Genomic DNA, 24,993 nt, shown 5'->3' with positions numbered 1-24,993 from the left:
GCTCGCAAACCCGGCTCACTCCTCGCGCTCACGACCCACCCCCTGTTCGACGAGTTCGGTGTCGACGTGCCCCAGCTCCGGGCGCGGGGCCAGCGGGCCCAGGTGGAAGACCACCTCGGCCGGCTCGGTGCCGGTGTTGCGCAGCCGGTGCCGCACGTTGACCGGTACGAACAGCGCCTCGCCGGTGGCCACCTGCGTGGGCTGGTCGTCCAGGTCCACGGTGATCGTGCCGCGAGCCACGTACAGGAACTCCTCGCTGTAGGGGTGGTAGTGCTCGGCGATCCGCTCGCCGGGCGCGAGGGTCGCCACCCCGAGGAAGCCGGAGGTGCTGCCGACGGTGCGGGGGCCCAACAGCACCCGCAACTCACCGCCGCGTCGCCGGTCCGCCGTCACGTCCGACACCGCTATGAGACGGGTGCCCAGATCACTCATCGCCGGCCTCCCCCGCGGCGGAACCGGCCTGCGCCGAGGCGGAACCGACCTGCGCCGAGGCGTCGCCGTCGACGGGTCCGGCCTGCGCCGGAACCGAGCCGCCGAGCGGGCCGCTCTGGCCGGCACGGTCCCGGGCGATCCGCTCCACCCGATCCTTGATCACCGCGAGTTGGATGACGCTGTTGGTGTTGATCCGCTCGGTCATGGCGGCGTTGTCGACGGGCGCGGTCGGCTTCATGGCGAAGTCCTGCGTCCAGGTCATCCGGGTGCCGCCGGTCTCCTCGGCGTAGCGCCAGTGGATCCGCATGTACTCGAACGGCCCGGTCTCCACCCGGTGCGCCCGTACCTGACGGCTCACCGGGTCGGCCGTACGCTCGCTGACCCAGCTCCACGCCACCCCGTTCTCGTCCGGGTACATGGTGAGCCGGAACCGTACGGTGAGCCCGTCGCGGTGCAGGATCTCCACCACGGCGTACTCGGTGAACAGCTCGGTCCAGTTCGCCACGTCGTTGGTGACGTCCCAGACCAGCGCGAGCGGCGCGTCGATGACCACGGTGTTCTCGGTGTGCCCGGGCGGGTCGCTACGGCGGGCGACCAGGTCGGCCACCGCCGCGATGCTCAGTTGCCCGGCCTCCTCGGGGATGCTCACCTGCCACCGGTCGGCGACGACCGCCGAGAGTTCCAGCAGGGCGAGCGAGTCCATGCCGAGTTCCTCCAGCGACGCGGCGGGCGTGCGGGCCGCGGCCTCGGCGTCCAGGCCGCAGTGCGCCACCAGGATGTCGGTGATCTCGGCGGTCATCGGGCGACCATGAGTGACGGTCATCGGGTCCTCCTGTGGGTTACGTCGGGCTCCGCGGCGGGCGCGGCGCGGGGTGTGGGGGTGGCCGCCGGCCGCGACGCGGGCGCGGCGAGCAGGCGGTCGACGAGGCCGGTGGTGTAGCGGCCCTTGCGGAACCCGGCGTCGTCGAGCACCCGCCGGACGAACGGGATGGTGGTGTGCACACCCGGACCGGCGATGTCGAACTCGTACAGGGCGCGTTCCAGCCGGTTGAGCGCCGACTCCCGGTCGGGCGCCCAGACCACGACCTTGGCCAGCAGGGAGTCGTACCAGGGGCCGACCAGGTAGCCGGCGCGGGCGTGGGTGTCCACCCGGGTGAACGGGCCGCCCGGCGGGGTGAACCGCTCGAGCCGTCCGGGGGTGGGGGCGAAGCCGCGTGACGGGTCCTCGGTGTTCACGCGGCACTCCACGGAGACGCCGCGCAGTTGTATCTCCTCCTGCCGCCACCGCAGCGGCACGCCGGCCGCGATGTGCAGCTGCTCGTGCACCAGGTCGATCCCGGTGACCATCTCGGTGACCGGGTGCTCCACCTGGATCCGACAGTTGATCTCCAGGAAGTGGAAGCGTTCCTCGGCGTCGACCAGGAACTCCAGCGTGCCGGCGCCGACGAAGCCCACCTCCAGCGCGCCCCGCAGCGCGGTCTCGGCGATGGAGTCGAGCGTCGCGGCGGACAACGCGGGTGCGGGGGCCTCCTCGACGAGTTTCTGGTGCCGGCGCTGCACCGAGCAGTCCCGGGTGCCCAGGTGCACGCCGTTGCCGTGGGCGTCGCAGAGCACCTGCACCTCGACGTGCCGGGCCTCGGTGAGGTAACGCTCGACGTACACCCGGTCGTCGCCGAAGGCGGCCTGCGCGGCGGCCCGCGTCCGCGCGTACGCCCGGGCCAGCTCGGCCGGACGGCGCACCACGGTCATCCCCGGCCGCCGCCCCCGGCGGCGGCCTTGACGATCACCGGGTAGCCGACGGCGTCGGCGACCTCGGCCGCCGCCGCGGCGGTGGCCACCGGCGCGACGCTGCCCGCCGGCAGCGGCAGTCCGGCCCCACTCATCAGGGCCCGGGCCGAGGACTTGTCGGCCAGCGCCGCCATCACCGCCGGCGGTGGGCCGATGAACGTCAGGCCGTTGTCCGCGCAGATCTCGGCGAAGTCGGCGTCCTCGGAGAGGAACCCGTACCCGGGGTGGACGGCCTGCGCGCCGACCTGGCGGGCAGCCTCCACGATCGCGGCGGCGTTGAGATAGCTGCGCCGACTGGACGCCGGTCCGATCCGGACGGCCTGGTCGGCGAGGCGGACGGCCGCGGAGTCCGCGTCGGCGGCGGAGTAGACCACCGCGGTACGGACGCCGAGTTCCCGGCAGGCCCGCAGCACCCGCAGGGCGATCTCGCCCCGGTTGGCGATCAGGACGGTCTCGAACATGGCCATCCCCGCCGTCAGGCCGGATCCAGCTCGACCAGTGGCTGGTCGTACTCCACCGGCTGACCGTCCTCGACGAGGATCGCGACCACCCGGCCGGCCCGGTCGGCGCTCACCTCGTTCATCAACTTCATGGCCTCGACGATCGCCACCGGCTGACCGGGGCGGACCAGGTCGCCGACCGCGACGAACGGCCGCGCGCCCGGCTCCGGCGCGCGGTAGAACGTGCCGACGATCGGCGCCCGGATCGCGGCGCGGCCAGGAACCGGGGGCGGATCAGCGCGGCCGGCGAACCGGGCGCGGCCGCGCTCGGCGGCGGCGTGGCGGCCGTCGCCGGCAGAGCCGGAGGTACGACCGAGCCGCCGGCCGGCTCGTCCGGATGCCACTCGATCTCGAGCACGGTCGCCCCGCTGCGCAGCCGGATCCGACGTACCGGCCCGGCCAGCTCGGCGAGCAGGTGCTGGGCCTGTCGGCGTAGCCCGGCCAGCACCTCCTCGCCGTCCGCGTCGAGCCCGTCCGCCGGGAGGCGCCCGTCGACGTCCGCCCGGCCGTTCGGGCCGTCGGCGGTGGACATCGTCGCGCCGGCCGTCATCGGGCACCCGCCTGGGTGCCGGCGCGGGTGCCGCCGAACCGACGGAAGCGCTGCCGTCGCAGGCGGACCAGCATCGCGGGCGGCACGTCCAGCAGCGGCACCAGATTGGCCAGCAGGGCGGCGCGCAGCCGCCGGGCGGTCTCGGCCGGGTCGTCGTGGGCCGCCGTCGCCGGCTCGGGGACGATCTCGTCGACGACGCCGAGGCGACACAGGTCGGGCGCGGTCAGCCGCAGCGCGCGGGCCGCCTGCGGGGCGGCGGAGCGGTCCGGCCAGAGGATGGCGGCGCAGCCCTCCGGGCTGATCACCGAGTAGACGGCGTGTTGGAGCATCAGCACCCGGTCGGCGACGCCGAGGGCCAGCGCGCCGCCGCTGCCGCCCTCGCCGGTGATCACCGTGACGACGGGCGTCGGCAGCACGGTGAGGGTGAGGATGTTCTCCGCGATCGCCGCCGCCTGCCCCTGCTCCTCGGCGCTGATCCCCGGGTCCGCGCCGGGCGTGTCGACGAGGGTGACCACCGGCAGGCCGAGTCGCGCGGCGAGACGCATCAGCCGCAACGCCTTGCGGTGCCCGGCCGGGCTGGCCATGCCGAAGTTGCGGGCGACCAGGTCGGCGGTGGTGTGCCCCTTCTGGTGGCCGATCACCATCACGTGCCGCCCGGCCAGCCGGGCGATCCCGCCCACGATGGCCGGGCAGTCCCCGCCGAGCCGGTCGCCGTGCAACTCGACGAACCCGTCGAAGACCGAGTCCAGGTAGTCCATGGTGGTGGGTCGGCCGGGATGGCGGGCCGTGCGCACGGTGTCCCACGCGTCACGTACCGCCGGCTGCGTGCCGTCGTCGGCCGCCGCCGTGGGCGGTCGCTGCCCGTCGGCCACCGCCGGCGGGACCGCGTCCGCCAGACGCTCGTGGTGTCGCGCCGGCTCCTGACGGGGTACGGACGCCCGCGCCGGACGGCCGGTGCGGGCCGCGGCCAGCAGCGCCGCCAGCCGACCGCGTAGCGACCGGCGCTGCACCACCATGTCGACCTGCCCGTGCCGCAGGAGGAAGTCGGCGGTCTGGAACCCCTCCGGCAGGGCCCGACCGGTGATCTGACGGATCACCCGCGGACCGGCGAAGCCCATCCGGGCGCCGCTCTCGGCGAGCACCAGGTCGGTGTTGGTGGCGAAGGACGCCGCCACACCGCCGTAGGTCGGGTCGGTGAGCACGCTGACGGTGAGCAGGCCCGCCTCGCGCAGGGCGGCGATCGCCTGGCTGACCGTGGCCATCTGCATCAGCGACAGGGCGCCCTCCTGCATCCGTGCGCCGCCGGACGCGGTGACCAGGATGAGCGGCACCCGGTCGTCGAGCGCCCGTTCGGCGGTGCGGGTGATCAGCTCGCCCACCGCGGCGCCGAGGCTGCCGCCGAGAAAGCGGAAGTCCATCACCGCCAGGGCGGCCGGGTGCCCGCCGATGGTGGCGGTGCCGCAGAGGACAGCCTCGGGCAGGCCGGTGGCGGCCCGCGCGGCGGTGAGCCGGTGCGGGTACGGGAGCACGTCGACGAAGTTCAGCGGGTCCGCCTCGGGTATCCGGTCGGGCAGCAGGCGCAGCGAGCCCGGGTCGACGAGTTGCCGCAGCCGCTCCGGCGCGCCGAGTCGCGAGTGCTCCCCGCACTCCGGGCAGACGTCCAGGTTGCGACGCAGCCGCTTGCGGTAGAGCAGGCTCGCGCAGCCGGCGCACCGGGACCAGAGTTGCTCCTCCTGCCCCGCGGCGGCGGTCACGAGCGCCCTCCGGCGTCCGGGGCGTCGAACCGGTAGAAGCAGCGCGCCATCGCGTCGCGGGGGGAGCGCCAGGTCGGCAGGTACGGCGAGACGTACGGCCGGAGCCGGTCGCTGACCCGGATGAACTCGGGGTGGCCCCGGGCGGCCTCCACTGCGGGCTGCGCCGGCTGCTCGGTCTCGAGCAGGTGCACGTAGAGGTCGTGCAGCCGGTACAGCGCGCGGTGCCGGACGCCGACCAGGCGCGGCAGCTCGGTCGCGTCCGACTCGGCGAAGATTTCGGCGACCTGCGCCTGCGCGGTCGGTACGACCTTCGCGATGATCAGCGATCGGTCCATGGCTGGGCCTCCCCCCACAGCGTCCGGGTCGGCCGAATGAGGCTCGGACGCGCTGGACGACTGCCGCCACGATGCGGCAGTCGTCGTCACGGCGGCGTCACCGCGACGGATCGACCGGCGACGCCCAACGGTGACGCTGCGTTGACGCAACCTGTGCATGAGCTATGCGTCCCTTGTGCGGCACGGCTCGAAGGATCGACGTTTTTGCAGTTCAGAAGCGATTTCATGGGCGAGATAGGGCCAACGCGGGCGTTGACTCAACGTGACCGTAATTGATAATCTTCACGGTGGTCAGCCCGGCGGCCCCGGCGGGTGGCGCCGCGCCTGGACAGCCGTGGTCGGATTCCATCGACGGAGCCGACGGTGGCGACGCGGGCAGCCGATCCGGGACACAGCAGACAGTCGGGACGAGCGTTCCACAGGGGGTGCCGCCGTGGCCGCTGATCCGTCCGTGCCGACCGCCGAAGGTCCCGGCGAGGGCGACCTCTCGCTGCACCTGCTCGGTGGCTTCCGCCTCCTGCACGCCACCGCGCACATCGTGGTGCCGCGCGGACTGCAACGGGTGATCGCCCTGATCGGGCTGCGCCCCGGCGCCACCCGCAGCCAGCTCGCCGGGCTGCTCTGGCCCGACGTGTCGGAGGAGCGGGCGCTGTCGTCGCTGCGGACCGCGCTGTGGCGGCTGCGGCAGGACCCGTGCTGCCCGATGGTGGTGGCCGGCGACACCGTCCGGCTGTCCCCGGCCGTCCGTCTCGACGTGGACGACCTCGTCGGGACGGCCGAGCGTGTCCGCAACGGCGACGACCCGCGGACCACCGCCGGGGCGCTCGTCGCCGGCCGGCACGACCTGCTGCCCGGCTGGTACGACGACTGGGTGTTGCTGGACCGGGAACGGCTGCGGCAACTGCGTCTGCACATGCTGGAGCAGGTGTCCGCCCAGCACCTCGCCGCGGGGCGGCACGGCGAGGCGTTGGAGGCCGCGTTGGAGGCGATGGCCGCCGAACCGCTGCGCGAGACACCGCACCGGCTGGTGGTCCGCATCCACCTCGCCGAGGGCAACGCCTTCGAAGCCGTGCACGCCTTCTACGTCTACCGGGACCTGCTGCGCCGCGAGCTGCGCCTCGAACCCAGCCCGGCGATGAGCGCCCTGCTCGACGACACGCTCGCCCCGATCCGGGCGGCCACCCGCCCCGCCGTCGGCCGGGACACCGCCATACGACCGTCACCGGCCGGTCGGCGCACGTGACGGTGACGTGACACGGCCTGCGGCACGGTGACCGCATCGAGCACGTGACCACCGGCCTGCGGGTCGGGATCGGCCACCGGCGGAAGGGGTCCCATGAGTCGTCTACTGATCGTCAGCCGGATCATCCCGGGCGCGGAGGGGCGGGTCGCCCAGATCTTCGCCGAGTCCGACGCCACCGAACTGCCCGGCCTCACCGGCGTCACGCACCGGTCCCTGTACGGCCTGCACGACGTGTTCGTGCACCTCATCGAGACCTCGGACGTCAATCCGGGTGCCCTCGCCGCCGCCCGTAACCATCCGCTGTTCCAGCAGGTCAACGAAAGGCTCGCCGCGCACACCTCGCCGTACCTGTCGACCTGGCGCTCCCCGAAGGACGCCATCGCCGAGTGCTTCTACCGCTGGGACGCGGCCGACGTGGCGGCGCCCCACCCGGCCGGCTGACATGTCCACCACCGGACCGCACGTCCTGGTCATCGGCGCCGGCACCGGCGGCCTGTGCCTGGCGCACGGGCTGCGCCGCGCCGGCATCAGCGTCGCCGTCTACGAGCGGCACCGACACAGCGGAGAAGGGCTGCTCGGATACCGCGTGGGCATCGGTCCCACCGGCAGCCGGGCACTGCGCGACTGCCTGCCACCCCAACTGTTCGCCACGTTCCTGGCTACCTGCGCGCGGCCGCCGAGCTACTTCAACGTCGTCACGCAGGGGCTGCGCGAGACCGCGTCGTTCGAGCTGCGCCCGACCGTCGATCCCGTACGGACGGAACACTCGGTGGCCCGGATGGTCCTGCGCCAGGTGCTGTTGACCGGCCTGGCCGACGTGGTGCACTTCGACAAGACCTTCGTCCGGTACGAGCAGCACGACGACGGCACGGTCACCGCCCACTTCGCCGACGGGACCACCGCCACCGGCGACCTGCTGGTGGCGGCGGACGGCACGCACTCGGCGGTACGCCGCCAGTACCTGCCGCACGCGGTCATCCGGGACGCCGGGACGATCAACATCGCCACCCGCATCCCGCTGACCGCGCAGACCCGCGGTCTCGTACCCGAGCGCGTCGCCAAGGGCATCTCGCTGATCTTCGGCGCCGGCGGCACGATGGGCGTGCTGCACGTGATGGAGTTCAAGTGGGACGCGAACCGGACGATCAAGCCCGGCGTCGGCGACGACGACGCGGCCCTGCTGCGGGCCTGGTCCGGCCTGTCCGAGCACACCAGCGCCGACTACATCAACCTCATCATCTGGAGCACCGCCCGTCGGTTCCCGTCCGACGTCCTGGAACGCCGGGGCGAGGACCTGAAGCGGGTCGCGCTGGACCTGACCCCGAACTGGCACCCGGACCTGCGGGAACTGTTGCGGATCAGCGATCCGGGCAGTGTCCTGCCGATCAGGGTGAGCACGTCCGAGCCGACGCCACCCTGGAAGAGCAGCACCGTCACCCTGCTCGGGGACGCCATCCACACGATGACCCCGGGGCGCGGGGTGGGGGCGAACACCGCGCTACGCGACGCCCGCCTGCTGTGCCAGCAGCTCACCGGCGCCGCCGCCGGGGACAAGACGCTCGTGCAGGCCGTGGCGGACTACGAAGCCACCATGGTGCCGTACGGCTTCGCCCGGGTCGCCGAATCGCTGAACCGCAGCGGCACCAACGGCGAGGACCGGATGTACCGCCCGGTGGTGGGCCGTCTCGCCCTGCTCGGCGCGCGCGGCTACTTCGGAGTGACCAGTCGGGTGCCGCCTCTGCGACGCCGTTTCGTCGACGACTTCCACACCTACGAGGGCGACGAGGACTGACCGCGGCACCCACCGACCCGGGTACGACGTGCGAGCGTCGTACCCGGGTCGCCTCGTGCCGGCCGCGACGTCGGCGCTGGTGGGCGCGACGCTGCGTCACCCGTCCGGCACCCCGCGAGGTGGTGGACGTCGACGCGGGCCGTACGACCGGTCCTGTCTGTCGTCGTCCGATCGCGTGTGCGAAGCTGCGGCGAGTTTTTCTCGTGACTTTCTCGACGAGGTGAGAAGGAGGTTCGCCGTGGAGTGGTCTATCGGACACTCGCTGATAGTGGTCGTGGCGGTGTTGCTGGGCCTGGCCGCCGGATGGTTGCTGCGCGGCCGGCAGGGCGCGGGGGCCACCGCACGGCCCATTGTGGACGGTGATCCCGTCGCCGGCCTGGCCGTGGTCACCAGCCCGGAGCCACCGGCCACGACCGACGAGGCCCGGCCGGCGGCGAGCATCGACTCCCCGCCCGCGGCGGTCGCGGACGAGCCGACCCCGGTCGACACCGTCAGCGCGCCGGCCGCCGTCACCACGTCGGACGATTCCGCGCCGGACGCCGTCGACCCCGGCGACATGGCCCTCACCGAAGCCCCGCCGGCCGTTCCGGCCGACGACCGGACCGACGCGGTCGACGAGCCGGGCACGGTCGACGAGCAGCCCGCCCCGGCGACGGTGATCGCCCCGCGCCAGCCGCTGGACGACCGCACCGACACTCCGTCGGACGAGCCCACCGCCGCAGAGCCGGTCGACACCACGCCGGTCGAGCCGATCGACACCACGCCGGCAGAGCCGGTCGACACCACGCCGGTCGACACCACGCCGGTCGAGCCGGTCGACGCCACGCCGACCGCCAGTGACGCCACACCGGCCGAGACCGTCCCGGCCGCGCCGGACGAGCAGGCCGACGCCGTTTCCGCCGAGAGCGCGTACACCGGGACGACGCCGGCCGACACGACCCCGGCGGTCGCGGCCGGCCTGCCGACGGCGGACGTCGACGAGGCCGAGCCGGCGCGGGCCACGCCGCCGGTCCGCGCGGCCGACGCCGCGCCGATCCCGGCGGCCACGGCGGACACCGACCCGACGGGCCCGGCGGACGACTTCCGTCGGATCCAGGGTGTGGGTCCGAAGATGGCGGCCGCGTTGCAGGCGGCCGGAGTGCGCACCTACCGCCAGCTCGGCGAGCTGGACGAGCCGGCGCTGCGCGACCTGATCCGGACCGCCGGCCTGCGCGCCGCGCCCGCGCTGGCCACCTGGCCCCAGCAGGCTCGGGTGCTGGCCGGCGCCGGTGACGCGGCGAGCGCCGTCCTGCCCGGCGGCGACCAGGGCTGACGTACCACCGTGAACCCCCGGACGTCCGCGCGGACGTCCGGGGGTTCGCTCGTTCCGAGTGTCCGGAGGTCGGGACGCGGGTCGACCGACGCCCGGTCGGGGGACGGTGGGACGAATCCCGAGGTGACGGGGTGGGCCGCTGGCTAGCGTCGGTCGAGGTGGGCCGGACGGTCCGCCGAGTCGACCGGCACCGCAGGAGCGAGCGTGCAGTTCTCCGCGCCGGAGCCCGGGCCGGGCAGGACGCGACCACCGGTACGCGACCCGGATTCCCCCCGCCGAGTGACTCTGCTCGAACTCTTCTTCGACCTGGTGTTCGTGGTCGCGCTCGCGCTCATCTCGCGCGGCATGGTCGACCAGCTCGACTGGCACCGCGCCGGACAGGCGTTGATCCTGCTGGCCGCCGTCTGGTGGACGTGGGCGATCACCACCCTCGTCACCGACCTGTACGACCCGGAACGGACCGAGATCAAGCTGCTGATCGCCTCGGTCATGTTCGGCGCGCTGCTGATGACCACCGCGATCCCGGAGGCGTTCAACGCGCGCGGCATCGTCTTCGCCGGCACGTACGTGGCCATCCACCTGGGGCGCGGTCTGTTCCTGATGCCGGCCGTGCGCCGCCAACCACAGACCCAACGCCGGGCGTTGCGCATCTTCACCTGGTTCGTCGTGTCGGCGATCCCCTGGATCATCGGCGCGTTCGTCGCCGGTGACGCCCGGATGGCGTGCTGGGCCATCGCGCTGGCCATCGACTACACCGGCTTCCGGCTCGCGTACCCGGTGCCGGGCCTGGGGGTGGTGCCGGAGCCGCAGCGCAACGTCACGGCCGAGCACCTGTCCGAGCGGTACCAGCAGTTCTTCATCATCGCGCTCGGCGACGCCATCCTGACCATCGGCACCATGTTCAACCTGGCGCACACCGAGGCCCAGAACATCGCCTCGTTCGCGGTGGCGTTCGGGACCACCCTGCTGCTCTGGCGGATCTACGTCCACAAGTCCGGCCAGCTGTTGCCGGCGGCCATCAAGATCTCCGGCGCGCCGGCCAAGTTCCTGTTCACCGCCCCGTACACCCACCTGCTGATGATCGCCGGGGTGGTGACCACGGCCTCCGGGTTCGACCTGGTGCTGCACGACCACCCGGGACGTACGCCGCCGGCCTGGGTGGCGGTGATCCTCGGCGGCCCGGCGCTGTTCCTGGTCGGCCGGTCCTCGTTCGAGTACGAGGTGTTCAGTCGGGTGTCGCCGTCCCGCCCCGGTGGGCTCCTCGCGTTGCTGACGATCGCGCCCGTGGTGATGTACCTGCCACCGCTGGCCGCCTCGTTCGGCGCGATGCTGGTGCTGGCCGGGGTCGCCTACGCGGACCACCGCCGCAGCCGTGGCAAGCCGCCGGAGTCCCCCGCGCCGCCGCACTGAACCGGCCGCCGGCCGGCGGGTGGTCACACCAGCGCGCCCGCGTACCCCCGGGCCTGTAGCCGCTGCCCGGCGGTGTTGCCGAGGCGCACCTGGAGACCCAGTGGAACGGCCGCCCGGCGTACGTCGTCGACGTGCAGCGAACCGTGCCGGTCCACGGTCAGCACCGGCGGCTCCTCCAACTCGCCGACCGGCGCGTGGAAGGAGAGCAGGGTCACCGAGGTGGTGAGGTAGCCCGGGTAGACGGCGCGGGCCACCGCCTCGTCCGGGTGGGCGAGCACCACCAGGTCGCGCAGGTGGGCGAAGTCGGCGGCGAGCGCGCCGGCCTTCCAGTGGGCCGGCTCGTCGGCGGCGCCGGTGTGGTGCCGGGACCGGTTCGCCGACGTGATGTAGAGGTGGTCGGTGCCGGCCTCGGCGAGCGCCCGCTCGAAGAACATGTTGGACGGGCAGGTGAGGCCGGGAGCGATGACCTGGGCGGTCCGCAGTCCGCAGTCGACCTGGGTGAGGTGGTCGGGCAGCCGCTCGGCGGCCGGACCCCGGAAGCCGAACGGTCCGGCACCGTAGAGGGCGTCCATCAGGGCCCGTACCCGGCCGACCGGCAACCGGGGCGAGATGCGGGACCAGTCGAACATCCCCGGGATACGTCCGATCGCGGTGGTGATGCTGCCGACCTGGTCGACGGCCCGGCCCTTGGCCAGGTTCACCCGGCGGACGGTGGCCGGGTCCGGGCGGGCGACGAGGGCGTAGACGTTGGCGAACGCCACCGCGACGACCGCGCCTCGGGCGAGCGCGCGGGCGGCGACCGCGACGTCGTCGGGGCGGTCGACGTAGAGCGATGGTGTCGGGACGTCCATGGGTCCTCCTCGGCGGGCCGTGAGGCAGTTCTACGTCCGATGCCCCGCGCGGCGGCCGGGTCGGTCGGCGATCCGATAGCCGCGCGGGGAGACCTCGTGCGGGCGGCCGATGCCGGCATCGGCCGGACGGACGATGCGGCGGGGGTGCGACGCGTCCACCGTTAGCGGCGCGACCCGATTGGGTACAACGCGTGCACCTCAGCTCCACCACATTCCTTCAGGAGGCAGCGATGCGCGGCACCTCGATACTCGGAGTCATCGTCGTTATCTGGCTGGTGATCGGCGCGGTCGCCGCCGGCCAGCGGGGCTACTACAGCGGCGACGACACCAACTGCGCCGAGGCGGGCACGATCCTGGTCACGATCGTGGCCGGACCGTTGAACTACATCGGGGCCAACCCCAAGATCGACTGCAAGCTGCCCGAGCCGTCCAAGTAGGACGAAGGTGGTTCGCCCGGCCCGCGCCCGTGATAGGGCGCGGGCCGTTTTCGGTCCCGGGCGCCCGGTCGGTCGGTCCGCCGAGTGGCCGGTCGGGTGAGGGTGCGGGCAGCACCCAGGGCGGGCGCAATGGGGTGAAGAAGCCGAAAGGTGATGTCAGGGCGTTCATCGCGAAGAGGGGACATCTATCCGGCACCCGGCGGCTGACAGCCAAAAAGTTTTGTGGGGTCTCTACAAATCAGCGGCGGTTGGTTCGGCCGTTGCACCATGGCGCCGTCCGCTCCGAGCCGGAAAAGTGATCACTGCCGGGAGCCGTCACGTCTCGGCACGTACAGATGGTCTACCAAAGGGGTCAGTCGGGTGTTCAACCGCGTCGCCATCGTCAACCGTGGTGAGGCCGCCATGCGGCTCATCCACGCGGTCCGGGAGCTGGCTGCGGAGACGGGCAGCCGGATCGAGACGGTCGCCCTCCACACCGACGTCGACCGCACGGCCACCTTCGTGCGCGAGGCCGACATCGCCTACGACCTCGGGCCCGCGTCGGCCCGCCCGTACCTGAACCTCGCGACGCTCGAGCGCGCCCTGACCGAGACCGGCGCCGACGCCGCGTGGGTCGGCTGGGGCTTCGTCGCCGAGGATCCCGCCTTCGCGGAGCTGTGCGAGAAGATCGGGGTCACCTTCGTCGGACCGAGTCCGGAGGCCATGCGCCAGCTCGGCGACAAGATCGGCGCGAAGCTGATCGCCGAGGAGGTCGGCGTACCGGTCGCGCCGTGGAGTCGCGGCGCCGTCGAGACCCTGGAGGCCGCGACGGCGGCAGCGGCCGAGATCGGCTACCCGCTGATGCTCAAGGCGACCGCCGGCGGCGGTGGGCGCGGCATCCGCGTGGTCACCAGCGACGCCGAACTCGCCGACGCGTACGAGCGCACCAGCCAGGAGGCGGCGCGGGCGTTCGGCAGCGGCATCGTGTTCCTGGAGCGCCTGGTCACCGGCGCCCGGCACGTCGAGGTCCAGGTGATCGCCGACGGTCAGGGCACCGCGTGGGCGCTGGGCGTGCGGGACTGCTCGGTGCAGCGGCGCAACCAGAAGGTCATCGAGGAGTCGGCCTCGCCGGTGCTCGACAAGGCGCAGGCCGCCGAGCTGAAGACGTCGGCGGAGCGGCTCGCCGTGGCGGTCGGCTACCGGGGCGCGGCGACCGTCGAGTTCCTCTACCACCCCGGCGACCGGCTGTTCGCGTTCCTGGAGGTCAACACCCGCCTGCAGGTCGAGCACCCGATCACCGAGCTGACCACCGGATTCGATCTGGTCAAGGCGCAGCTGCACGTCGCGTCGGGCGGCCGGCTCGTGGGTGACCCGCCGGTCGAGCGCGGGCACGCCATCGAGGCCCGGCTCAACGCCGAGGACCCCGACCGCGACTTCGCGCCGTCGCCGGGGCGGATCGCGCGGCTCGATCTGCCCGCCGGGCCGGGCATCCGGGTGGACACCGGCGTCAGCGAGGGCGACACCATTCCGGCCGACTTCGACTCGATGATCGCGAAGATCATCGCGTACGGACGGAACCGGGACGAGGCGCTGGGCAAGCTGCGGCGGGCGATGGCCGACACCACCGTGATCATCGACGGTGGCGCGACGAACAAGAGCTTCGTGCTCGACCTGCTCGACCAGCCGGAGGTCATCGACGCCAGCGCCGACACCGGCTGGATCGACCGGGTCCGGGGCGAGGGCCGACTCGTCACGCACCGGCACTCCGCGGTCGCCCTGGCCGCCGCCGCGATCGAGTCGTACGAGGAAGAGGAGCGCGCCGAGCGGCAGCGGCTGCTGTCGACCGCCGCCGGTGGACGTCCGCAGGTGCAGCACGCCAGCGGCCGACCGTTGGACCTCAAGCTGCGGGGCGTCACCTACCGGCTGCGCGTGGCCCGGATCGGGGCGCACCGGTTCCGCGTGGGCATCGAGGTGGGCGGCGACGTCCGCACGGCCGACGTCGAGCTGGACCGCTTCGACCGGCACACCGGTCAGATCGCCGTCAACGGCATCCGCTACCGCCTGCTGACGGGCACCCACGGCCCGACCCACCTCGTCGAGGTGGACGGCGTGACGCACCGGGTCAGCCGCGACGAGGGTGGCGTCCTGCGCTCCCCCATGCCGGCGCTCGTCGTCGCCACCCCGCTGGAGGTGGGCGCCGAGGTCGAGGCGGGCGCGCCGGTGCTGGTGCTGGAGGCCATGAAGATGGAGACGGTGCTGCGCGCGCCGTTCCGGGCCCGGCTCAAGGAGTGCGCCGTCTCGGTGGGCAGCCAGGTGGAGGCCGGTGCGCCGCTGCTGCGGCTGGAGCCGGTCGCCGACGAGGCCGCCGACACCGTGGCCGCTCCGAGCGGCCCCACCGTCGAGCTGGACCTGCCCGCCGCCGACGCCGGTCTGTCGGCGTACGAGCACAGCCGGCGCGGTCAGGAGGACCTGCGCGGCCTGCTGCTCGGCTTCGACGTCGACCCGCACGACGACCGTCGGGTGCTCGACGACTATCTCGTCGTACGCCGGTTGGCGGCCGAGGACGGGCACCGGCCGCTGGCCGCCGAGGTGGACCTCATCGACGCGTTCGCCGACCTGGCCGAGCTGAGCCGCAACCGGCCGACCGGCGAGGACGGCGGCGCGCACGCGCGCAGCGACCGGGAGTACCTGCACACCTACCTGCAGAGCCTCGACGTGGAGCGGGCCGGCCTGCCGGATGCCTTCCAGGCGAAGCTCGCCAAGGCGCTCAGCCACTACGGCGTGACCGACCTGGAGCGCTCCCCCGGCCTGGAAGCCGCCGTGTTCCGGATCTTCCTGGCCCAGCAGCGCGCGTCCGTCGACGCCACCGTCGTGGCGTCGCTGCTGCGCGAGTGGCTGCGCGAGACGCCGCCGGACGAGTCGCTGCGGGAGCCCGCCGGTCTGGCGTTGGAGCGGCTGGTGGCCGCGACGCAGGTCCGCTTCCCCGCCATCGCCGACCTGGCCCGGGGCGTGGTGTTCGCCTGGTTCGCGCAGCCGCTGCTGCGCCGCAACCGTGCCCGCGTCTATGCGCAGGTACGGGCCCACCTGCGACACCTGGACGCCCACCCGGACTCGCCCGACCGCGCCGAGCGCGTTGCCGAGATGGTCCGCAGCACCGAGCCGCTGGTCCGTCTGCTGGGCCAGCGCCTCGTGCGGCACCACCTCGACAACACGGTCATGCTGGAGGTGCTCACCCGCCGCTACTACGGCAACAAGGCGCTCAACCGGGTGCGGACCCGCGAGGTCGCGGACTGCTCCTTCGTGGTCGCCGAGCGGACGGACTCCACCGTGGTCTCCGCGGCCGTACGCTTCGACGGGCTGGGCGACGCGCTGCGCGGGCTCGCCGAGCTGGCCGGCGCGGAGGACTCCGTCGACGCCGACATCTACCTCGGCTGGGAGAACCAGCCGGAGGACTTCGACGCGATGGCCGCCGCGCTGCGCGACGTGCTCGCCGCCCATCCGCTGCCGGCGCAGGTCCGTCGGCTCACCGCCACCGTCGCGGGTCGCGGCGGGGCGGTCATGCACCACCACTTCACCTTCCGCCCGTCGGATGCCGGGATGGTCGAGGACCGGCTGATCCGCGGTCTGCACCCGTACATCGCGCAGCGGATGCAGTTGGAGCGGCTGCACAAGTTCGACCTGACCCGGCTGCCGTCGTCGGACGAGGAGGTCTACCTCTTCCAGTGCGTGGCGCGGGAGAACCCGGCCGACGAGCGCCTGGTGGCGTTCGCCCAGGTGCGTGACCTGACCGAGCTGCGTGAGCAGGACGGCCGGCTGGTGGCGCTGCCCACCGCCGAGGACGCGGTGGCGGCCTGCCTCGACTCGATCCGCCGGGCCCAGTCGCGCCGGCCGTCGAAGACGCGCTTCACCACCAACCGGATCGTCGTCTACGTGTGGCCGCCGAGCGAGCTGACCCGCGAGGAGATGGAGATGATCGCCGGGCGGGTGCGCCCGACGACGGTGGGCGCCGGCCTGGAGGAGATCCTGTTCATCGCGCGTCAGCGCGATCGTCGCACCGGCGAGCTGACCAAGATCGCCGTACGGATCTCGTTCGACGCCCAGGGCGGCGCGGAGCTGACCGTGGGCGAGCCGCCGGCCGAGCCCGTCGAGCCGCTCGACGAGTACCGGCTCAAGGTGCTGCGGGCCAGCAGCCGCAACACGGTGTACCCGTACGAGCTGACCGGTCGGCTCGGTGAGTTCGTCGAGCACGACCTCGACGACGCGCACGTGCTGGTGCCGGTGGACCGGCCGAGGGGGCGCAACCGCGCCGCGATCGTCGCCGGTGTCGTCACCGCGCCCACCGAGCGACACCCGCAGGGCGTGACCCGGGTCGTGCTGCTCGGCGACCCGACGAAGTCGTTGGGCGCGCTGTCCGAGCCGGAGTGCCGGCGGGTGATCGCCGCGCTGGACCTGGCCGAGCGGATGCGGGTGCCGGTGGAGTGGTGGGCACTGTCCGCCGGGGCCAGGATCTCGATGACCTCGGGTACGGAGAACATGGACTGGGTGGCGGCGGCGCTCAAGCGCATCGTCGAGTTCACCCAGGCCGGCGGTGAGATCAACATCGTGGTCGCGGGCATCAACGTGGGCGCGCAGCCGTACTGGAACGCCGAGGCCACGATGCTCATGCACACCAAGGGTGTCCTGGTGATGACCCCGGATTCGGCGATGGTGCTCACCGGCAAGCAGTCGTTGGACTTCTCCGGCGGCGTCTCCGCCGAGGACAACTTCGGCATCGGCGGGTACGACCGGGTGATGGGCCCGAACGGGCAGGCGCAGTACTGGGCGCCGAACCTGACCGCCGCGCGGGACGTGCTGATGGCCCACTACGAGCACACGTACGTCGCGCCCGGCGAGGACGCCCCGCGGCGGGCGACCAGCACCGACCCGGTGGACCGGGACATCTCGGAGTTCCCGCACGACGTGGCGGGCAGTCCGTTCCGCACGGTCGGCGAGATCTTCTCGGCCGAGGCCAACCCGGACCGCAAGAAGCCGTTCGACATCCGGACGGTGCTGCGGGCCCTGGCCGACCAGGACCGCCCGGTGCTGGAGCGGTGGGCGGGCATGGCCGACGCCGACACGGCGGTCGTGCAGGACGCCCACCTGGGCGGCATCCCGGTGTGCCTGCTCGGCATCGAGTCCCGGTCGGTGCCGCGTCGGGGGTTCCCGCCCACCGACGGCCCGGACACCTACACGGCGGGCACGCTCTTCCCCCGCTCGTCGAAGAAGGCCGCGCGGGCCATCAACGCGGCCAGCGGCAACCGACCGCTGGTCGTGCTGGCCAACCTGTCGGGCTTCGACGGCTCGCCCGAGTCGATGCGCAAGCTGCAACTGGAGTACGGCGCGGAGATCGGCCGGGCGATCGTCAACTTCCAGGGTCCGATCGTGTTCTGCGTGATCTCGCGGTACCACGGCGGCGCGTTCGTGGTGTTCTCGAAGGCGCTGAACCCGAGCATGACGGTGCTCGCGTTGGAAGGCTCGTTCGCCTCGGTGCTCGGTGGCGCTCCCGCCGCCGCGGTGGTGTTCTCCGCCGACGTCAACGCCCGTACGGCCGCCGACGAGCGGGTACGCGCCCTGGAGGCCCGGGTCGCCGCCGCGTCCGGCACCGAGCGCGCCGCGCTGACGGCCGAGCTCGACGAGCTGCGCTCCTCGGTGCGGGCGGAGAAGCTCGGCGAGGTGGCTACCGAGTTCGACCGGGTGCACAACATCCAGCGGGCCGTCGAGGTCGGCTCGGTGGACGCCGTCATCCGCGCTGCGGAGCTGCGTCCGCGCGTCATCGAGGCGATCGAGACACGGCTGAACGCCTGATCCGCCGCCGGTCCCGCCGAGTGGGGACGGCGCCGACCCATCCGGGTCGGTGCCGTCCCCACTGCCGTTGCCGCCCTGCGGCTCGGCGCGGCGGCGAAACTTTCATCCGATGACTATCCACAGTCGCGCAGCTCACCCGACTGTTTTCCGGAAGTTTTCAGAGTTGACGGGGCCCATCGACGCCCATAATGTTTCGAACGAGTTTCCGGTTCTTCGAAGCCACTCCCCGTGCCCTTTCATTCCCGGGCCGCACCCTTCCTTCAAAGATCGACACTTGTCGATCATTATCGAGAGGCAGGCAGATGAAGCCAAGACGGTGGATCAGCGCCGGCGTCGTCGCCGTCGCGACCGCTGCGGCGTTGAACGCGGTTCCGGCCACCGCGAGCCGGCCGTACGACCCGACCACCCAGACGCTCGCGGCCCTCGGCCAGCGCCACGGCCTGAAGATCGGCACCGCGGTCAACGCGGAAGCCCTCAACGACGCCAACGACCCGCGCTACCGCCAGCTCGCCGCCTCGGAGTTCTCCTCGGTCACCGCCGAGAACGCGATGAAGTGGGAGAGCCTGGAGCCCACCCGGGGCACCTACGACTGGACGGCCGCCGACCAGCTCATCCAGTTCGCCCAGCGCAACCGCCAGAGCGTCCGGGGCCACGTGCTGGTCTGGCACAACCAACTGCCCGCCTGGCTCACCAGCGGCGTCGCCGACGGCACCATCAGCAAGCAGGAGCTGCGCGAGTTGCTGCGCAAGCACATCACCGCCGTCGTGAGCCGCTACCAGGGCAAGATCTGGCAGTGGGACGTCGTCAACGAGGCGGTCAGCGACCCCTGGGACACCCCGTCGACGCTGCACTACAAGGGTTTCTGGGCGCAGAACCTGGGTCCGGACTACATCGCCGACGCGTTCCGCTGGGCCCGCGCCGCCGACCCGAAGGCGCTGCTGTTCTACAACGACTACAACATCGAGGCGTTCGGTTCGGGCAACCCGGCCGACGACAAGACGCAGTTCGTCTACGACATGGCCAAGGGCCTGCGCGCCAAGGGCGTACCGATCGACGGCGTCGGCTCACAGGGCCACCTGGGCACCCAGTACGGCAACTTCGACACCCTCCAGGTGACCGCCGCCCTGAAGCGCTTCTCCGCGCTCGGCCTGGCCACCGCGTTCACCGAGGTCGACGTCCGTAGCCAGATGACCGCGGGCGTCCAGGCCGGTAACTCCGAGGAGATCAACCCCCGGTTGCAGGCGTCGGCCGCCAACTTCAGCGTGCTGATGAAGGCGTGCCTCGCCGTACGCGACTGCCTGTCGTACACCGTCTGGGGTTTCAGCGACAAGTACTCATGGGTGCCGGACTGGTTCAACGACCCGCCGGAGGGCCTGGCCACCATCTACGACGAGAACTACCAGCCCAAGCGGGCGTACCAGGAGCTGAAGTCGGATCTGATCTTCGCCGGCCCGCCGTACGTCCTGCCGCGCGTCGCGCCCCGACCGCACCGCTGAACCGGCACGGGTCGTGCGGGGTCCACCCTCCCCGCACGGCCCGTGTCAGCGGGCCACTGTCAGGTCGTCATCGGGCAGGAGCGGGCGCATGAACGTCCGCTCGTAGCGCACCACACAACCCGACTCGTCGCGGATGGCGTCGGCCGCGACGAACTCCGGGTCGTGGCCGAACCGTGCGCGGTACCGCTCGTACGCCGCGAGGCTGTCGAAGCTGAACAACGCCTCGGCCCGGTCGCTGGCGCCCTCGGCGGGCAGGAAGTAGCCGTGGTGCACGCCGCCGTGCCGGGCCACGAGCCGCATCCACGCGCGGGCGAACTGTTCGAACGTCTCGATCTGCGCGGGGTCGATGGTGTAGTGCACGACGCAGGTGATCATCGGTCCACCATAGGGCTCCTTCGCCGGGACGACCGGCAGTAGGATCGCGGGCACCTCGGCGACGATCGTCGCCGCCCGGCCGGAGCCCCCATGTCCACAGATCCGCCCGGCAACACCAGCCACCGTCGAGGCAGACCCCTCGGTACGCACCGGGTGATCCGTCGGGCCCTCGCCGTCGCCTGCCTGGTCGCCGTCGCCGGGCTGCCCGCCAGACCCGTGCCCGCGTCACCGGCGCCCACGACGCTGATCGTGGCGCAGATGAACCTGTGCAACAGCGGACGCGCCGGCTGCTACACCGGCCGGTCGCTGGCCCGGGCCGCCGAGCTGGTCCGGGCCGAGCGCCCCGACCTGGTCACTCTCAACGAGATCTGTCAGGACGACGTACCCTCGCTCGCGGCGGTGTTCGCCCGGGCCCACGGCGGCGCGGAGGTCGTGTCGGCCTTCCAGAGCGCCGGCGACCGGCCCAGCGGCGCCGACACGTTGTGCCGCAACGGCCAGGCGTACGGCATCGGTCTGCTGACCCGGCTGCCGTGGGCGGGCAGCAGGTACGCCGTGCACAGTGGAATCCACCGGACGCAGGACCTCGCGGACCCCGAGGAGCGACCCTGGCTCTGCGTGCACGTCGACGGGGCGCTCAACGCCTGCACCACCCACCTCGCGGCCACCAGCCACGCCGTCGCGCTCGCCCAGTGCGGCGACCTGCTCGACGAGATCCTGCCCGCCATCGGTCCGCGCACCGGGTACGCCCGCACCGTGCTGAGCGGCGACCTCAACCTGCGCGTCGATGACGTGGGGTCCTGCGTGCCGCCCGGTCACCACCGCGTCGGTGACGGCGCGGTGCAGCACCTCGTCACCAGCGCCGACGTCACGCTCTGCTGCGCGCGGTCGGTGGGCATGGGCGGAGCGACCGACCACCCCGCCCTGTTGGCCACCCTCGTCGTCGACGGCGCTCGGCGCTGACGACGACCGTCAGTCCTCGTCGTCGTCCGGTTCGAGGTCCTGCTCGTAGTAGTCGAGGTCCTCCTCGTCCATGTCCTGCGCGGCCAGGGCCTTCTCGGCCTCGTCCGCGCGACCCTGGGCCCGCAGCGCCAGGGTCAGCACCGCGGTGGCCTCGTAGCCGTGTTCGTCGGGGTCCTCGGCCAGTACCTCCCGGGCCTCCGCCTCGGCGCGCGCCGGCTCACCGAGACGCAGCCGCAACCGCGCCCGGTGCAGCCGGGCCGAGCGACGATCGTCCGCCACCTCGTCGCCGTCGAACAGGGTGACGGCCCTGTCGAGCCGGTCGAGCGCTTCGGCGGTACCGCCGGCGCGGTCCAGCAACTGCGCGGCGGCCACCTGGTCCCGGCCCGACAGCTCAGCGGAGGTGGGCCGCGCCGCCGCGCCGAGGGCGTCGACGCGCGCCAGCACCGCCCAGGCGACGTCGTCCGGCGGCCGGTTGGCGAGCCGACCCAGCGCCTTGCGCAGCACCCGCAGCTCGGCGTCGGTGTCGCCGTTGGCCCGGTGCCGGTCGGCGGCCGTGACCAGGTGGGTGACCCCCTCCGCACCGTGGAGCAGGTCGGCGGCGTCCTCCAGGACGACCTCCAGCGGCGGCAGCCCGTCCGGCAGGTCCCCGGCCCGGATCAGCTCGGCCAGCACCACCCGCGCGGCATCGCGGTGGTGGTAGCCCCGGCGGTACAGCTCCCACAGCAGGTGGCGGCAGCGCAGCCCGTCGTCGCGCAGACCGATCCGGTCGAGGCTGCGGACCGCCTCCTCGGCGGCCTCGATCGCGTCCTCCTGCCGGCCCGCGTTGCGCAGGGTGTGCGCCACGTCGAGCCGGGTCCGCGCGGCGCCGGCCTGGTCGCCGGCCGCGGTGAGCGCGGCAACCTGTTCGACGAGCGCGGCCAGCGCCGGATCGGCCGCCCGCTCGGACGTGGTGACCCGCCCGGCGAGGACGGTGAGCGGCACGTGCTGCGCCACCGGCGTCGCCGCCATACGCGCCTCGACCCGCTCGCTCTGGTGCCGGTTGCCGTTGCGGACGTCGAACCGGGCGGCGATGGTGCGGGCCTGCGCGGCCAGCTCGTCGTGGACCTCGGCGACCGTCGTCTCCCAGCGGCGGGTGCCGTCGTCCGAGCGGCGGGACACCACCAGATCCGCGTGGCCCGCCGCGCGCAGCCGGCCGAGCACCAACGCGGCGGACGCGGCGAACTCCATCGCCGCGTACGGCGACGAGGGGCGCTCCAGCCAGCTCAGGTGCCGCTCCACCAACTCCAGGCCCCGCGCCTCGTTGCCGGTCAGCCCGCAGAACAGCACGTGCTGGGCGAGGTTGTCGAGGTGGTGACGGTCGTCGCGGATGCGGCGGTAGCCGTCCCGGTGGGCCTCGACGGCCTCGTCGAAACGGCCCGTCCGCAGGTACGGCGTGAGCAGCTCGCTGAGCATCCACTGTGGCTGTTCGGTGCAGCCGCCGCGCTTGTACGGCTCCCCGATGGTGATGGCCTCGTCGAACCGGCCGAGCGACGCGAGGTGCCGGACCTGCCCCGACGGAACGCATGCCTGGCAGTCGGACATCGAGTCCCGCTTGGCGGTGACCATCCGGTCGTACGCCTCCTGGGCGGCCGCCATGTCCCCCACGTGGTGCGCCACGAGCCAGCGGTGCTGGTGCACCGCGTGCAGGCTGTGCCCGGCGAGCTGGTAGCGACGCTGCATGTCGTCGAGCACCGCCATGGTGCGCTCCAGCGGGATGTCCGGGAACTGGGGCAGTGCCCAGACGATCCACTTGAAGTCCCACAGCAACGTGCGGGTGTGGTGCCCGTGGACCACCTCGGGCTGCCGATCGGCGGTCGCGAGGCACCAGGAGAAGGCGAGGAACGCCCGGGTGGGGTCACCACCGTGATGGAAGTCGCTGATCGCGTTGATCCGGGCCGAGAAGGCGAACGGCACGTCGCCGGCCGCGTCGGCGTGCCGGAAGACCGCGTCCAGCGCGGCGAACCGCACCGGGCCACGCGGCAGCGCGTACGCCTGGCTGAGGCGTTCCCGCAGTTCCTGCTCGGAGGTGGTCATCGGGTTCCCTCCATGGCGCGCGCGAGCAGCCCGAGGAACGACTGGTTCAGGGCGGCCGTGTCGGCGGGCCGCAGCGGTTGGTGGCCCAGCAGCAACGCCTGCACGTACAGGCCCTCGATCGCGAGCGTCGTCAGCTCGTCGTCGCCGGTGGCGATGGCCTGCCGGACGAGGGGGTTGCGGTGGTTGAACACGAGCTGCGGTCGCTCGTCGCGACCCTCGGTGAAGGTGCCGAGGATCGACGACCACAGCTCGTCGGCCTGCTCCTGCCCCTGACGCAGGTCCACCGCCAGGGCGGTGTCACCGTCGAGCAGGTGCAGCGCCGGCATGCTGGCCGGTTCGAAGGCACGCACCAGCACCTGCACGCCGAGCCGGTCGAGGGTGCGCTGCGCCAGGACGAGGAAGGGCCGCACGGCCAGCTCGACGTCCGGGTCGAGCGGTTCCAGCCGGGTCGCCAGGTCACTCGCGGTGAGGATCTCGGTGGCGACGCCGCTGTCCACGTCGGGCAGCCGACGCAGCAACTCGGCGTCGTAGACGTAGCCCGCGTTGACCACGGCGATCCCCTGGGCGGCGGCGACCGCGGCGAGCTGCCGGAACTCGTCGACCGACGGCGTGTACCGCACCACGCCGTGCCGCTGGAGGAACTCAGCGAGCGTCAGCGGGCCCATGTTCGTCTCGAACGGCCACCACTGCTCGACCAGGCGCAGCATCTCGTCGTCGTGCACCGCCAGGGCCTTGACGCCCAGGTGGTGCACCCGCAGGAAGGCCTGGAGGCGACGCGGGTCGGTGCGCCCGAGCCGGGTCATCCAGCCGCGCAGGGTGTCGCCCAGCGCGTCGCGGACCTCGTCGAGCAGCTCGTTCTCGTAGAGCGCCTCCCGACTCGCGGTCGGGCGCAACTCGGTGGTGTCGACCACGCACCGGACGAAGAAGGCCCACTCCGGCAGCAGCCGTTCGATGTCCTCGGAGAGGAGCATCTGTTTGAGGTAGACCCGGTGGGCCACCCGCGACGTCGGGTTGGCCGGCATGGGCAGCACGAACGCCACCCCGCGCAGGCCCGCCGCGGGCACCGCCAGGTCGATCACGTCGAAGGGCGGAAAACCAAAGACCTCCTGGGCGTACGCGTCGAGACGCTCCCGCCGTGCCGCCGCCGGCTCGGCCGGGTCGTTCTCCCAGGGGGCGGGGCCGGTGGTGATGGCCTCGTGCTCGACGTGGACGTCGATCGGCAGCAGCGACCCGTACAGCGCGGCGATCTCGACGACGGTGTCCCTGCGCAGCCAGTGCTCGGCGCCGCGTCGGGGCACCAGGGTCACCGTGGTGCCCTGCGCGGGGCGTTCCCGCTCGGCCGGGGCGACGTGCAGCTCGTAGCGCCCGTCGCCGTAGCCGATCCACTCGACGGTCGGCGAGCCGGCGGCACGGGTGCTTACCCGGATCTCGTCGGCGACCAGGAAACAGGAGAGCAGCCCGATACCGAACTGGCCGAGGAACTCGTGCCGGGCGAATCCCAGCTCGTCCCGCTTGGAGCTGCGGCCGATCGTGGCGAGCAGCTCGTGCACCTGCGCCTCGGTCAGCCCGACGCCGGTGTCCTCCACGCGCAGCGTGCCGTCCCCGGTGGACTCCGGTGGGAAAATGCGGATCGCGCCCGGCGCGCCGGGCTCGCCCACCCGACGGGCGGTGATCGCGTCGACGGCGTTCTGCATCAGCTCGCGGACGTAGACGCGCGGGCTGGCGTACAGGTGGTGACTGAGCAGGTCGACGATGCCGCGCAGGTCGACGTGGAAGGTGTAGCTCACAACCGCCCTCTCCCGTGATCCGATCGGCTGCACACTAGCGGCTGACCTGATCCGCTGGGGGGCGCGTTTTCGTCG

General features: G+C 72.8%; 17 protein-coding genes and 2 pseudogenes. 9 read left to right on the top strand and 10 right to left on the bottom strand.

The window, feature by feature from the left end:
- Positions 1–15: 15 nt before the first annotated feature.
- The 6 genes and pseudogenes from ACQP0N_RS15845 to ACQP0N_RS15820 form a co-directional block, all read right to left on the bottom strand.
- On the bottom strand, positions 16–432 hold the full coding sequence (locus ACQP0N_RS15845) for a cupin domain-containing protein (protein WP_433121125.1): 417 nt from the start codon (positions 430–432) through the stop codon (positions 16–18).
- Positions 425–1,255 (bottom strand): SRPBCC family protein, encoded by an 831-nt coding sequence (locus tag ACQP0N_RS15840; protein WP_433121123.1) that lies wholly within the window; start codon positions 1,253–1,255, stop codon positions 425–427. Before ACQP0N_RS15840 ends, ACQP0N_RS15845 begins: the two co-directional genes overlap by 8 nt.
- Positions 1,252–2,681: pseudogene (locus tag ACQP0N_RS15835) on the bottom strand (acetyl-CoA carboxylase biotin carboxylase subunit). The gene ACQP0N_RS15840 and the pseudogene ACQP0N_RS15835 overlap by 4 nt, the downstream one beginning before the upstream one ends.
- A 14-nt stretch (positions 2,682–2,695) precedes the next feature.
- Positions 2,696–3,270 (bottom strand): annotated as a pseudogene (accB, locus tag ACQP0N_RS15830) (acetyl-CoA carboxylase biotin carboxyl carrier protein).
- Positions 3,267–5,024, bottom strand: coding sequence for an acetyl-CoA carboxylase carboxyltransferase subunit alpha (locus tag ACQP0N_RS15825; RefSeq protein WP_433121121.1), 1,758 nt, complete (start codon positions 5,022–5,024; stop codon positions 3,267–3,269). Before ACQP0N_RS15825 ends, accB begins: the two are co-directional and overlap by 4 nt.
- Positions 5,021–5,359, bottom strand: coding sequence for a TcmI family type II polyketide cyclase (locus tag ACQP0N_RS15820; protein ID WP_355052689.1), 339 nt, complete (start codon positions 5,357–5,359; stop codon positions 5,021–5,023). The genes ACQP0N_RS15825 and ACQP0N_RS15820 overlap by 4 nt, the downstream gene beginning before the upstream one ends.
- 433 nt (positions 5,360–5,792) lie before the next feature.
- Here ACQP0N_RS15820 and ACQP0N_RS15815 point away from each other — a divergent pair, with 433 nt between their 5' ends.
- The 5 genes from ACQP0N_RS15815 (at position 5,793) to ACQP0N_RS15795 (ending at position 11,116) form a co-directional block, all read left to right on the top strand.
- Positions 5,793–6,602, top strand: a complete 810-nt coding sequence (locus ACQP0N_RS15815) for an AfsR/SARP family transcriptional regulator (RefSeq protein ID WP_433121118.1) — start codon at positions 5,793–5,795, stop codon at positions 6,600–6,602.
- 93 nt (positions 6,603–6,695) lie between these two features.
- Positions 6,696–7,043: a TcmI family type II polyketide cyclase gene (locus ACQP0N_RS15810; RefSeq protein WP_355052691.1), complete on the top strand. Its 348-nt coding sequence runs from the start codon at positions 6,696–6,698 to the stop codon at positions 7,041–7,043.
- Between the two features lies 1 nt (position 7,044).
- Positions 7,045–8,394 carry an FAD-dependent oxidoreductase gene (locus ACQP0N_RS15805; RefSeq protein WP_433121116.1) on the top strand — a complete coding sequence of 450 codons (1,350 nt, stop codon included), beginning with the start codon at positions 7,045–7,047 and terminating at the stop codon, positions 8,392–8,394.
- Positions 8,395–8,632: 238 nt separating this feature from the next.
- Positions 8,633–9,706, top strand: a complete 1,074-nt coding sequence (locus tag ACQP0N_RS15800; protein ID WP_433121114.1) for a helix-hairpin-helix domain-containing protein — start codon at positions 8,633–8,635, stop codon at positions 9,704–9,706.
- 204 nt (positions 9,707–9,910) lie between these two features.
- Positions 9,911–11,116, top strand: coding sequence for a low temperature requirement protein A (locus ACQP0N_RS15795; protein ID WP_433121112.1), 1,206 nt, complete (start codon positions 9,911–9,913; stop codon positions 11,114–11,116).
- Positions 11,117–11,139: 23 nt separating this feature from the next.
- Here ACQP0N_RS15795 and ACQP0N_RS15790 read toward each other — a convergent pair whose 3' ends face one another.
- Entirely contained in the window at positions 11,140–11,967 is an 828-nt protein-coding gene (locus tag ACQP0N_RS15790; RefSeq protein WP_433121110.1) for a hypothetical protein, read from the bottom strand.
- 230 nt (positions 11,968–12,197) lie between these two features.
- On the opposite strand from ACQP0N_RS15790, the gene ACQP0N_RS15785 reads away from it, so the two are divergent.
- The 3 genes from ACQP0N_RS15785 to ACQP0N_RS15775 all read left to right on the top strand — a co-directional run bounded on the left by ACQP0N_RS15785 (position 12,198) and on the right by ACQP0N_RS15775 (position 19,723).
- Positions 12,198–12,404: a hypothetical protein gene (locus tag ACQP0N_RS15785; protein WP_355052696.1), complete on the top strand. Its 207-nt coding sequence runs from the start codon at positions 12,198–12,200 to the stop codon at positions 12,402–12,404.
- A 360-nt stretch (positions 12,405–12,764) separates the two neighbouring features.
- Positions 12,765–18,227 (top strand): carboxyl transferase domain-containing protein, encoded by a 5,463-nt coding sequence (locus ACQP0N_RS15780; RefSeq protein WP_433121107.1) that lies wholly within the window; start codon positions 12,765–12,767, stop codon positions 18,225–18,227.
- A 302-nt stretch (positions 18,228–18,529) separates the two neighbouring features.
- Positions 18,530–19,723, top strand: coding sequence for an endo-1,4-beta-xylanase (locus tag ACQP0N_RS15775; RefSeq protein WP_433121104.1), 1,194 nt, complete (start codon positions 18,530–18,532; stop codon positions 19,721–19,723).
- Positions 19,724–19,768: 45 nt separating this feature from the next.
- On the opposite strand, the gene ACQP0N_RS15770 is transcribed toward ACQP0N_RS15775, so the two are convergent.
- On the bottom strand, positions 19,769–20,098 hold the full coding sequence (locus tag ACQP0N_RS15770) for an NIPSNAP family protein (protein WP_355053057.1): 330 nt from the start codon (positions 20,096–20,098) through the stop codon (positions 19,769–19,771).
- A 90-nt stretch (positions 20,099–20,188) separates the two neighbouring features.
- Between ACQP0N_RS15770 and ACQP0N_RS15765 the strand changes: the two genes are divergently transcribed.
- Complete coding sequence (locus ACQP0N_RS15765; protein ID WP_433121102.1) at positions 20,189–21,058, top strand: endonuclease/exonuclease/phosphatase family protein; 870 nt, start codon at positions 20,189–20,191, stop codon at positions 21,056–21,058.
- A gap of 9 nt (positions 21,059–21,067) precedes the next feature.
- Here the strand turns inward: ACQP0N_RS15765 and ACQP0N_RS15760 are convergent, their stop codons facing one another.
- Together ACQP0N_RS15760 and ACQP0N_RS15755 are read right to left on the bottom strand one after the other, a co-directional pair.
- On the bottom strand, positions 21,068–23,131 hold the full coding sequence (locus tag ACQP0N_RS15760; RefSeq protein ID WP_433121100.1) for a hypothetical protein: 2,064 nt from the start codon (positions 23,129–23,131) through the stop codon (positions 21,068–21,070).
- Complete coding sequence (locus ACQP0N_RS15755; protein WP_433121098.1) at positions 23,128–24,918, bottom strand: HSP90 family protein; 1,791 nt, start codon at positions 24,916–24,918, stop codon at positions 23,128–23,130. Before ACQP0N_RS15755 ends, ACQP0N_RS15760 begins: the two co-directional genes overlap by 4 nt.
- Positions 24,919–24,993: the final 75 nt, after the last annotated feature.

Origin of the sequence: Micromonospora sp. CA-246542, from assembly GCF_050942905.1 — a bacterium.
Lineage (GTDB): Bacteria > Actinomycetota > Actinomycetes > Mycobacteriales > Micromonosporaceae > Micromonospora.
This window is presented reverse-complemented; position numbering and strand designations above follow the sequence as displayed.

Bases quoted from the DNA above. Each gene is read 5' to 3' on its own strand.
- ACQP0N_RS15765 (WP_433121102.1), top strand. From the start codon at position 20,189: ATGTCCACAGATCCGCCCGGCAACACCAGCCACCGTCGAGGCAGACCC.
- ACQP0N_RS15840 (WP_433121123.1), bottom strand. From the start codon at position 1,255: ATGACCGTCACTCATGGTCGCCCGATGACCGCCGAGATCACCGACATC.
- ACQP0N_RS15760 (WP_433121100.1), bottom strand. From the start codon at position 23,131: ATGACCACCTCCGAGCAGGAACTGCGGGAACGCCTCAGCCAGGCGTAC.
- ACQP0N_RS15770 (WP_355053057.1), bottom strand. From the start codon at position 20,098: ATGATCACCTGCGTCGTGCACTACACCATCGACCCCGCGCAGATCGAG.
- ACQP0N_RS15845 (WP_433121125.1), bottom strand. From the start codon at position 432: ATGAGTGATCTGGGCACCCGTCTCATAGCGGTGTCGGACGTGACGGCG.
- ACQP0N_RS15820 (WP_355052689.1), bottom strand. From the start codon at position 5,359: ATGGACCGATCGCTGATCATCGCGAAGGTCGTACCGACCGCGCAGGCG.
- ACQP0N_RS15785 (WP_355052696.1), top strand. From the start codon at position 12,198: ATGCGCGGCACCTCGATACTCGGAGTCATCGTCGTTATCTGGCTGGTG.
- ACQP0N_RS15775 (WP_433121104.1), top strand. From the start codon at position 18,530: ATGAAGCCAAGACGGTGGATCAGCGCCGGCGTCGTCGCCGTCGCGACC.
- ACQP0N_RS15805 (WP_433121116.1), top strand. From the start codon at position 7,045: ATGTCCACCACCGGACCGCACGTCCTGGTCATCGGCGCCGGCACCGGC.
- ACQP0N_RS15810 (WP_355052691.1), top strand. From the start codon at position 6,696: ATGAGTCGTCTACTGATCGTCAGCCGGATCATCCCGGGCGCGGAGGGG.
- ACQP0N_RS15790 (WP_433121110.1), bottom strand. From the start codon at position 11,967: ATGGACGTCCCGACACCATCGCTCTACGTCGACCGCCCCGACGACGTC.